This is a genomic window from Bacillus sp. FSL R9-9492, from assembly GCF_038007365.1.
Classification (GTDB): domain Bacteria; phylum Bacillota; class Bacilli; order Bacillales; family Bacillaceae_G; genus Bacillus_A; species Bacillus_A mycoides.
Map to the genome: position 1 here is coordinate 4,316,084 of NZ_JBBOXC010000001.1, position 9,300 is coordinate 4,325,383.

16 protein-coding genes and 1 pseudogene are annotated in these 9,300 nt (G+C 33.5%); 3 read left to right on the forward strand and 14 right to left on the reverse strand.

Annotated elements, in window-relative coordinates; all coding sequences use genetic code 11:
* Positions 1-3: 3 nt before the first annotated feature.
* From MKY70_RS22105 to MKY70_RS22140, 8 genes are read right to left on the reverse strand one after another with little or no spacing between them, the layout of a single operon-like run.
* Positions 4-198 carry a hypothetical protein gene (locus MKY70_RS22105; RefSeq protein WP_341074599.1) on the reverse strand — a complete coding sequence of 65 codons (195 nt, stop codon included), beginning with the start codon at positions 196-198 and terminating at the stop codon, positions 4-6.
* A gap of 14 nt (positions 199-212) precedes the next feature.
* Entirely contained in the window at positions 213-1,016 is an 804-nt protein-coding gene (locus MKY70_RS22110) for an ATP-binding protein (RefSeq protein ID WP_341074629.1), read from the reverse strand.
* On the reverse strand, positions 985-1,857 hold the full coding sequence (locus MKY70_RS22115; protein ID WP_341074601.1) for a DnaD domain-containing protein: 873 nt from the start codon (positions 1,855-1,857) through the stop codon (positions 985-987). Before MKY70_RS22115 ends, MKY70_RS22110 begins: the two co-directional genes overlap by 32 nt.
* Positions 1,854-2,039: a hypothetical protein gene (locus MKY70_RS22120; protein ID WP_341074603.1), complete on the reverse strand. Its 186-nt coding sequence runs from the start codon at positions 2,037-2,039 to the stop codon at positions 1,854-1,856. Before MKY70_RS22120 ends, MKY70_RS22115 begins: the two co-directional genes overlap by 4 nt.
* Before the next feature lie 29 nt (positions 2,040-2,068).
* Positions 2,069-2,233 carry a hypothetical protein gene (locus tag MKY70_RS22125; RefSeq protein WP_341074604.1) on the reverse strand — a complete coding sequence of 55 codons (165 nt, stop codon included), beginning with the start codon at positions 2,231-2,233 and terminating at the stop codon, positions 2,069-2,071.
* Positions 2,234-2,246: 13 nt separating this feature from the next.
* The gene (locus MKY70_RS22130; RefSeq protein WP_341074606.1) at positions 2,247-2,507 is read right to left on the reverse strand and encodes a group-specific protein; all 261 of its coding nucleotides are present in this window, start codon (positions 2,505-2,507) and stop codon (positions 2,247-2,249) included.
* A gap of 39 nt (positions 2,508-2,546) precedes the next feature.
* Positions 2,547-3,278 (reverse strand): ORF6C domain-containing protein, encoded by a 732-nt coding sequence (locus MKY70_RS22135; protein ID WP_341074607.1) that lies wholly within the window; start codon positions 3,276-3,278, stop codon positions 2,547-2,549.
* A 35-nt stretch (positions 3,279-3,313) separates the two neighbouring features.
* Entirely contained in the window at positions 3,314-3,538 is a 225-nt protein-coding gene (locus MKY70_RS22140) for a helix-turn-helix domain-containing protein (RefSeq protein WP_341074608.1), read from the reverse strand.
* Between the two features lie 181 nt (positions 3,539-3,719).
* Here MKY70_RS22140 and MKY70_RS22145 point away from each other — a divergent pair, with 181 nt between their 5' ends.
* Complete coding sequence (locus MKY70_RS22145; protein WP_078204581.1) at positions 3,720-4,070, forward strand: helix-turn-helix domain-containing protein; 351 nt, start codon at positions 3,720-3,722, stop codon at positions 4,068-4,070.
* Positions 4,071-4,356: 286 nt separating this feature from the next.
* Here the strand turns inward: MKY70_RS22145 and MKY70_RS22150 are convergent, their stop codons facing one another.
* Together MKY70_RS22150 and MKY70_RS22155 are read right to left on the reverse strand one after the other, a co-directional pair.
* Positions 4,357-4,503, reverse strand: coding sequence for a complement C1q protein (locus MKY70_RS22150; protein WP_078204583.1), 147 nt, complete (start codon positions 4,501-4,503; stop codon positions 4,357-4,359).
* Positions 4,504-4,543: 40 nt separating this feature from the next.
* Entirely contained in the window at positions 4,544-5,695 is a 1,152-nt protein-coding gene (locus MKY70_RS22155; protein WP_341074609.1) for an AimR family lysis-lysogeny pheromone receptor, read from the reverse strand.
* A gap of 534 nt (positions 5,696-6,229) precedes the next feature.
* On the opposite strand from MKY70_RS22155, the gene MKY70_RS22160 reads away from it, so the two are divergent.
* Complete coding sequence (locus MKY70_RS22160) at positions 6,230-6,583, forward strand: helix-turn-helix domain-containing protein (RefSeq protein ID WP_078204584.1); 354 nt, start codon at positions 6,230-6,232, stop codon at positions 6,581-6,583.
* A gap of 197 nt (positions 6,584-6,780) precedes the next feature.
* Entirely contained in the window at positions 6,781-7,950 is a 1,170-nt protein-coding gene (locus MKY70_RS22165) for a site-specific integrase (protein ID WP_078204585.1), read from the forward strand.
* A 147-nt stretch (positions 7,951-8,097) separates the two neighbouring features.
* Here MKY70_RS22165 and MKY70_RS22170 read toward each other — a convergent pair.
* The 4 genes and pseudogenes from MKY70_RS22170 to comGC all read right to left on the reverse strand — a co-directional run.
* A pseudogene (locus tag MKY70_RS22170) lies at positions 8,098-8,271 on the reverse strand (pilus assembly FimT family protein); the annotation flags it as partial.
* Entirely contained in the window at positions 8,255-8,551 is a 297-nt protein-coding gene (locus MKY70_RS22175) for a hypothetical protein (protein ID WP_002088621.1), read from the reverse strand. The gene MKY70_RS22175 and the pseudogene MKY70_RS22170, both read right to left, overlap by 17 nt.
* Positions 8,544-8,999, reverse strand: a complete 456-nt coding sequence (gene comGD / locus MKY70_RS22180; RefSeq protein ID WP_002165074.1) for a competence type IV pilus minor pilin ComGD — start codon at positions 8,997-8,999, stop codon at positions 8,544-8,546. Before comGD ends, MKY70_RS22175 begins: the two co-directional genes overlap by 8 nt.
* The gene (comGC, locus tag MKY70_RS22185; protein ID WP_002088623.1) at positions 8,996-9,295 is read right to left on the reverse strand and encodes a competence type IV pilus major pilin ComGC; all 300 of its coding nucleotides are present in this window, start codon (positions 9,293-9,295) and stop codon (positions 8,996-8,998) included. Before comGC ends, comGD begins: the two co-directional genes overlap by 4 nt.
* Between the last annotated feature and the right edge of the window lie 5 nt (positions 9,296-9,300).

Genomic DNA, 9,300 nt, shown 5'->3' on the forward strand with positions numbered 1-9,300 from the left:
TTGTTAACTAGCTTTTTGTTGTTTTTTTCTTTCTAAATCTTGTTTCATTGATTCAAATTTTATTAACCACGCTTCCCAACGCTTATCATTTTCTTCTTGCTGTTGCTTTACTACTTCACAATTGCAACCGTTCGTTTCAATTACACCTGGATAAGTTTCTTTACGAATAATTCCTGTATCATGACATAATGCACACATGTTTATTCCTCCTTTTATGCTTCTATAAACCTTTGTAAACGCTGCTTTGCTATCTCTCTTCTATAACTTTCCGCTTTATTCTCAACTATTAAGCTTGTCTCAACCATTCGATCATACGAACGTTTCCCCACCTGATTCTGGATTTCTTTAGGTTGAAGATTACTTGTATATAAGGTTGGAAGTTCTTTTCTATAACGCCCATCTATAATATTGAATAATTTTTCTTCCACCCATTCGGTAGTCTTTTCTGCCCCGATATCATCCAATATAAGCAAGTCACACTCTAAAAGAGCCCTCATAATTTGCGTTTCATTTTCTTTATTTTCATTGTTAAACGTACTGCGAATACGTTGTAACAATTCAGGTACGCTTTGGAAAACTACAATATATCCTTTTTTCGAAAGCTCACTTGCAATTGCAGCTGCTAGGTGCGTTTTCCCGTTTCCAGGTTCTCCCCAAACCATTAATGATTCACCGTTCCATTCCTTATACGTTTTTACGTATTTCATCGCTATCTTGTGCGCTGTTTCTGAACCATTTCGATCCAAAAATGACTCAAATGTACTTTTAGAAAACCTTTCACCTAAATTACTTATACTGAATAATTTTTCTATTTCTCGCTTCTTAGCAAAGTTTTGTGCTTCACGTATTTTCGCTTCCTCTCGCTCTACAACACATTCACAAGTAGGAAGGATTTTATTTTTAATAAGCAACTCCGGAACTTCAATAGTGATTGCTGCGATATACTTATTACAATGTTCGCATGTATATCCTTCTGTTTCTTCATTACAAGCCGATGTATTCACTATCCGAGTCATCACACTTCCGATTGATTCCGACACGTTTTTTCCCTCCTTTATTTCGTTGATATTCTGTTTCTAAAGCATCAACATCTTTTAAAGTCTTCACGTTGTTGTTAATCCACTGTTTTAAAATGCCCTCAGCATAATTCCATTTCTTCTGCTGTTTCAAAGCACGTTCCATAGCTGCTTGTACAAGTTCTTCGCTTGTATCGTTTACCCATTGTGAAATACTTTCGGCTATGAATGAATTTAAAATTCCAAAATTATTTTCGTAGAAAGAGAAGATGCTACTACTACTTACATTCTCTGTAGTAATCTTTGTAGTAATCTCTGTATTTGTCTTACGTTCTAATGTAGGAGGCTCTTCCGTTTTATAGTAATAGGGTGGTACATTTGGTTGTAATACCCTATTACGTTCTAATGTAGGAGGGGTACTGTTCTCCCAATATAAAATTGATATTTTTTGTATTTCTTCAGGAACGGGTTCTATGAACATTACATTGTTGCACCTAGTTCCGTTTGCAAACACTGTACGAAACTCAATACGAACCAGCCCTCTGTCCTTCAAATAATCACATGCGTCTTTCACTTGTCTTTTTGTAAAGCCAAATGAATCTGCAAATTGCTGATAACTTTTTTGAAGCGTATCCGCTTTAAACTTTTGTTTGTATCTCACATTATTTGAATGTTCATCTCTTACTTCTGTAGGCTTGTACCAATAAACAACCTCTCCTAATATGGAAATCGCCACCACATTTGGCTTTCCGTTGTCTAGTGTGATTGTTTTAAACCAACCATGATCTATGACATTTCCACGGAAGTTCATCTGTCCTATTTGTAAAACTACGTTGTTCAAACCAGCCACTTCCTTTCACAAATCGCTATGTACGATTTACCATTTTGAATAATTTTCTTTATTTTGTAATGTGGATAACCAACACTGAAGTATCGCTCAATCATCTGTTTTAATTCTTCTTCGTTTTTTGCTAAATCCCAGAACTTATTAGGTAGTAGCACTTGATATTCAACTAAATCCATGTACTATTTCCCTACTTTCCGTGGTATACTTATAACAAATTATTTTTCCTAAAGGACCCACTGCCATGGGTCTTTTTATTTTGTTCTACATCACTCCAAGCCCATTGTTTTATTGGTTCATAAGTAATGTAAAGCAACCATGCGCTGATTGCGATAAACATTACAAACACAGCTAACGATGTTGTATCTTCCACTAAATTACCTCCTTTATCTTTCAGATAGCCATTGCAATAAAAAATCTTTTACTTGTTGAGCTGGAAAGTACCATTTCCCTCCTACTTTGTGCTTTGGAAATCTAGGATCAAAGAAGAACTCTTTTTGAATCGTATTCCATCCCATACAAGTTCTTCGTTTTAATTCATTAGAGTCCCAATACACTAACTCAGCATCGATTTCTTTAACTTTTTCTTCGACTTTTGCTAGATAAAGATTTCTCACTTCTTTTTCATCAACTTGAACACTAATCATTTTTTACATCTCCTTCTCTATAAAATTTTAATTTTGTAATTAAGAAACATGATCATCGAATAAACTAGGTCTTTCTGGCGGATACCAACCAGCGATAAATCGCATAGCATTTTGATAATATTTACGTGGGATTTTATCGTATTTAGCTACACCAAAATGTCTTTTTAGTGCGCCATAGATTCCTTGATACGATGCGTTATCATACCCTTCTTTTTTAAGTTCAAAAACACGTTGTTTTACTTTACGCTGCACAGCTCCTTTGTGTTGTTCAGTAAGCCATAGTTCGTTATCTACTAGAAGTTTCATTTTGTTCATTTCTTCTTCTGTATGATCTTGTCGTGATTTTATTTGTTTTAGTTCAGTCATACTGTAGATAATTGCATCCTCAACACTTTTCGGTTGTTGCTGTGTTTTTTGGATATGTTCTTTCATTCGTTTAAATTCATTTAGAAACTTGATTTTCATCTTCATTGCTTCTGGTGTTATGTAGCTCATCGCTATAATCGCGAATGCATCTTCTGTTAAATTGAATTTTGGATACCACTGTTTATTTTGGTAATGTTGATATTGGGTATGCTCAAAGTTGAGCTGCCCCCATTCTGTCTCGTTTGCTTCAACCAATTTTTCTAGTTGAACCTCAATATCTCGAATTACATTCTTATGTTCCTTCCCAAACATTTGGGCCATTGTTAAACTATCTGTTACTACTTTGTTTCCTTCCATAAAAACAAATTCACTTACTGGATGCTGCACAACTTGTAATTGATTCATTATCTTTCCTCCTTTTAAAGTTTCACTATATGAAACTACATGTTTAAAATTTTTTCTTGTTCTTTAAACAGGATTGATGTCTCTTTACCTAAAACCTCTGATATTTTAACTGCTACATCATAGTAGACTCTTAAGTTCCAATTGATTATTTTATAGCAGTATGACTTCGATATACCAACCATAACAGCTAATTCATGATATTTAAGACCAGATTCTTCAAATGCTTTTTGAAGTTCTGTTTTTGCCGTTTCGTTCTGCATCTGATCACTCCCTTCTGATGCTTACAAACTTATTATATGTTTCGTTGCATGAAACTTCAAGTACTTTTTATAAAAAAATTTCATAAAAGGAAACTTTTTTCTCTTTACGTTTCCTCTCAAGAAACTTTATAATGAAATTAACATAGTTTACGATAAGTCGTAGCAAGGGGAGTTTTTTAGAATGGAAATGAAAGATAGGATTAAACAAATTAGGATAGAAAACAAAATGAGCCAAGAGCAATTCGGTAAAGAAGTCGATTTAACTAAAGGAACTGTTTCGAAGTTTGAAAATGGTAAAGCGTTTCCTGGTCGTGAAACGATAGAGAAAATAGCGAAGAGATTTAATGTTTCTGTTGATTATTTATATGGAGAAAGTGCAGAAAAAGATTTGAATGCAGATAAATATGAGAAGTTTAAAGAAATTATGGAATGGTTGGATCCATTACCGAAAGACAAAGAAGATATGGCGCTAGAACAATTCCTCGCTATAGCTCAAACACTTAGTAAACATCACAATAAAAACAAAAAATAGCCACCCATTAAGAGGATTGGCTATTTTTTTTGATTTCTTCTATGTATCCATCTAATTTTTCCGGCTCTACTTCCCCTACAGTATTTAAAAACATCTTCACGATTTCTTCTTTTGTCATGATAAATCCCCCTCTACATCCTCTTTTGTATATTTTTGGAATTAATTACTTTTTTGTCTTTTTCCCCAAAAAGGAAATTTCTCCGTAAAATACGAATGACACCGCCAGTTAAGACGATGTCATTTTTGATTTATATTTAATTAAAAGCGATACTGGAGCTGGTAACCCCTACCAACCTCCACCTGGATCCGTCATCATACGCTGAACTACAGGTTTAGACGCTTCTTGTTTATTGTCTGTTTGTTGACTATCAGTAGAAAAAGTGAACAACCCAGCTACTAATAAAATCGGTAATAAAACTAATATTTTCTTCATTGTTTTCACCTCTTCTTTCGAAGATAATTATACCATTTTTTCATAGTAAACCCAAGTAAATTTTAGGTAATTGTGAATAATGGATATTCCCAGACTTTTGACACATCAGCAAGGATTTTCGTAGTAGAGATTCTCTCTCTTTTCCTTCACATGTAAGAGCGTAATACGCCGTTTGGATATCTGTCCATTCTCCATTTTTTTCTTTTAAGTCCAATAAAATCTTTTTAGCGCCTAAAATATCACCTTCAAGTATCTTTGAATATGCATTTTCGCTTGGGTGTACAAATTCCAAGGTATCCAAATCTCTTTGGTAATGAATTTTCAAGAATGATAAGGTTTGCTGGACGAGTTTCCATTTTATTTCAAATCCTTTGCAAGAAGGTTCTCCTAATAATTCTAAGGTTTTTTCTAAAAAATGTTTAGCGCTTTCGTATTTTTCAGGTTCGAATATCAACGATTCTCCAATTTTTAAATATGCATTTAGTTTTGGTAATGAGAAAAATCCGTCCCATTCCAAATCAGATAATAGTTCTTGGCACTTTAAACGAGATTCAACTACTTCACCACCTTGTAAAGAAGTTACTGCTAGCGCTTCCTTATACCTTAGTAACAGGCATTCTTTTATAAATTTATTTGTTATGTCATTTATTTTTTCATTAACTGACTTTAGTCTCTCGTATAGTGTTTTGTAATTCCCAGACTGATATTGCGCCTGGCATAATAAGATTTCTGTCAAAATCTCCATTTCAATCGTTTTAACATTTTTGTTTTTTTGTCTTAATAATTGGAAATAAATCGAAGCATCTAAACCGTCCTGATATCTTCTATAAATCATTTCATATACTTCTGCAAATTCTTTATTTTCGGCGACGTCAGAATGAATCTCTTGATCTATAATTACCTTCAATAAATCGAACTTACCTCTGATAGCTAAATCTTCCATAGCTTCTCTTAAATTTTCAGGTTTAGGGTCTGTGTTCGTTACGTAGTCATTAACAACTTTCGCCTGTGAAATCAAACTCTTTTTTAATAAAATAAGCGTCTTCGAAAGATATCCGAAACTTATATCGTTAGCTCCTTTAAAAACTTTGGTCACGGTAGCAGGTTTCACTCCCCAATAATCAGCCAACTGTTTTTTCTTAAATCCGGCTACATACAATTCTCCCTCAAGAATATTTAATACCTTCCACACTTCTTGTTCCTCCCTTTTGGAACAAAGACGCTTCGCTCATTTTCTCAACTTTTTAATAGGAAATTAATACCACAGTAATGTTTTAGTATTATCGGCATGTTATAATGTAAGTGTTACTCGTGTAGTAACCGAAAAGAGACTTATGGCAGATGTTCCCCTCGTGAGTCGGGCGAACGGTGTAAGAGTGCGCTAACACTACTTATACACGCTGTGAGTCTTTTTTTCGTTCCTTTTATTTTGTATTAATAATAACACAAATTTCCCAAAATTCAGTCGTATAGTTATCAGACTATTATTGAGAAAGTTGAGAAACCCCTGTACAACAACGTTTCTCGAATTAAAATAATTTGAATATGCAATTATGCATTTAGACTTTTAAGAACCCATATGAATATATTACCACTAATTCACCTGAATAAGAACATAAGTTCTCATTTTATTTATTTTCAAACCTCTTGACAATCAATATTCGTCATTATGATTGTTTTACAATCATATATAGTATGTTGAATACTTAAAGATTATACTCGAATTATGAAAGCGTTAGAAGTATTTGGTCAAAATTTAAAGAAGCTTAGAAAATCTAGGGATTTAACACAAAGACAGCTTGGCGAACAACTAAACCTCAGTCGCAATCAGATAAATAATTATGAGAATGCAATGTTTGAGCCGAGCATGGAAACACTTCTTCAAATCAGCTCCTTTTTTGATGTATCGTTAGACCTGCTTTGCAATGGGTATAGCAACACAAAAGATGCAATACTACGTAACACTCTCGAAGAAGTTCAACAAACGTATGCGGCGTTGGAAGAACCACAACGAGAGCGTTTCTGCAAACAACTCGTATTTTATTCTAAAGTCTTAGCCGAGACTGACGAGTTGTTATGATTTGATTGTAGAAGAAATGTTTTCCAATTTCAAATTGTAAAATTTTCTTCCTTTTACAATTTGAAGGAGAGAGGGTATTATCCCTCTCTTTTTTTATTTTTACATTAATTAGGTTGGCGTGATATTATTCTAATTAAGTTTGACAGTGACATATCCCAAATCTGTTGCTGTGTCACAAATATAAAGGAGGATATCATATGGCGACTTTCAGAAAGCGGGGCAAAAAATGGGAATATCGAATCCGATATGTCGATAAAACTACAGGTAAGAAAAAAGAAATTAGTAAAGGTGGATTTGAATCAAAAAAAGAAGCTACCTTTCATGCTAACGAACGAGAACGTCAGTTGTTTCACGGAATGGCTGCGGACGGCAAAAAAACTCTGTTAAGTGAATATTTAATTGAATGGTTAGAAACTTATAAAAAAGGAAAAGTGGCGCAAAGCACTTATATTCTCCATGAAAGAAATATTAATAAGCAAATCATTCCGTATTTTCAAAACATCAAATTAGCGGATATGAATAAAATCGAATACCAAAAATTTATTAATCACCTTATAAATAAAGGTTATTCCAAACGAACAGTAAAAATTATTCATACAACAATGTCCAATTCAATAAAACGTGCTATAGATTTAGATATGATCTACAAAGATTTCACAAACAGCATTCTAATCGCCGCGGATCGTTTCAATCAACATTCAAAAAAAGATAACTATTTAACAAAAGAACAAGTTTCAAAATTATTGAATGCGGCCCATAAAGATAAAATCCTATACTATACATTAATTTACACCTTAGTGGAATCCGGGATGCGTAAAGGTGAAGCAACAGCATTAGAGTGGGATACAAATATTGATTTAGATAACAAAATGATTCACATTGATAGAACTATAAATTATCACGCTTATACTCCTACAGGACAAAAGAACAGTAAGGACTTAATAGGCAAAACGAAAACTTATGATTCTGTGCGTTCAATTACTATTTCGGATAGACTTGTCTCTGTGCTTAAAACATTTAAAACATATCAAAATGAATGTAAACTAAAACTTGGCGCTAAGTATGATAAAACCTTTGATTTTGTATTCACTACTACCGGAAAACCGATACCACATTCCACATTAAAAAACGTTTTAGATCGTATTTTAAAAAATGCTGAAGTACCTAAAATTGGCGTTCATGGATTAAGACATACTCATGCTGTTCTTCTTTTAGAAGCTGGAGTAGAAATGAAATATATCCAGGAAAGATTGGGGCATAAAAGTATAGAAATTACTTCTAATATTTATTCACATGTCACACCTAAAATAATTGAAAATGAACAGAGTAAATATGAAGATTATGTGGGGAGGGAATTTATTTTTTAAAAAAAGCGGGGCAAAAGCGGGGCATTTCATTTTTTTCAGACAAAATACCTTTCTTCGATACCCGAAAAGAAACCCATTAAAGCCTTATTTATCAAAGGGTTTCGGATTTAATTCAATTCCGATTAAGAGGTGCTAAATCCTTTAAAGTATTTGTCCTAAAAACACATCCCACTCCCAGTCATTTAATCCTTTTGAATGTGTATTTTCTATCCCCATAATATGAAGACGCGGTAAAAGTAAAAAGAACATTGATAAAAGCAACAAACATGCAATCATTTCTATTAATGTAAATCCCGCTTCTTTTTTATTTTTCCTTTGCATAAAGGCATTGCTCCATCGCTTTTCCTCTCATATCTTTCCACATCGTACAAACTTCATCTCCTCTCCAATATGTGTAATATACAATTCCTTTTATGACTTGCTCTTTTACTCGCTTTTCCTCATTCTCATACTTAAATAAGGCCGCTTCTTTTTTTAATAATATTAATGCTTTATAGCTCATTTTTATATTTTTTCTTTCTTGCATAATTAATAATGTTTGCGGGAGCAATAACGATGCCGCCATCATTATTAAACTTAACGCTACAACCATTTCAACCATTACTGATCCTTTTTGACACTTCACGATACGTAAATCTCCCTCTTCCAAGCTGAAATACAATCTCATATTTATACCCTCGATAGGAAAGTAAAATCGTACCACCCCTATTAATATTCCCGCTCGGATTATATGTCATTGGATTTGGAAAGGTATGCAGATCAATTTGGACATCTTTATCATATTCTCCCTTAGCAATTAAAAGGGCTGTCTCCGATTCCGAAATATAATACATATGTTTCTCTTTAAACCAGCGTAACGTATAATGTTTTTGACGCTTAATCGCTAACTGCTGCATATACAAAATATCATTTGAAAACTGTTTCAAAAACTGCTCAACTTTTTGTTTTTCATGTAATGAAGTAACGTTAAAATGCGTAACAACACTCAGTACAGAAATAGCAAATAAGACAAGTAGCATTTCTAAAAGAGTAAAACCTTTTTGCTTCACGATTTCCCAGCTGATACCGTACCATCATCGGAAATATGGATTGGTTCACCTTTCGGGCAAGTTTTTGAAGTAATATACTTTCCTGTTTCAAGTTCCTCTATTGATGGAATCTTATTATGTTGCAAGTGATATGCTTGTATTTGTGCTTCTATAGATTTCACATAGGCTGCACATCCTTTTCCTTGGACGGATGAGCGCTGTGTAACTACATTTGGAATAATTAATAGTAATAATACAGTTATGACAACCATAACTAATAACATTTCTAAAAGAGTAAAACCCTCCTCATTCTGCATGTAAA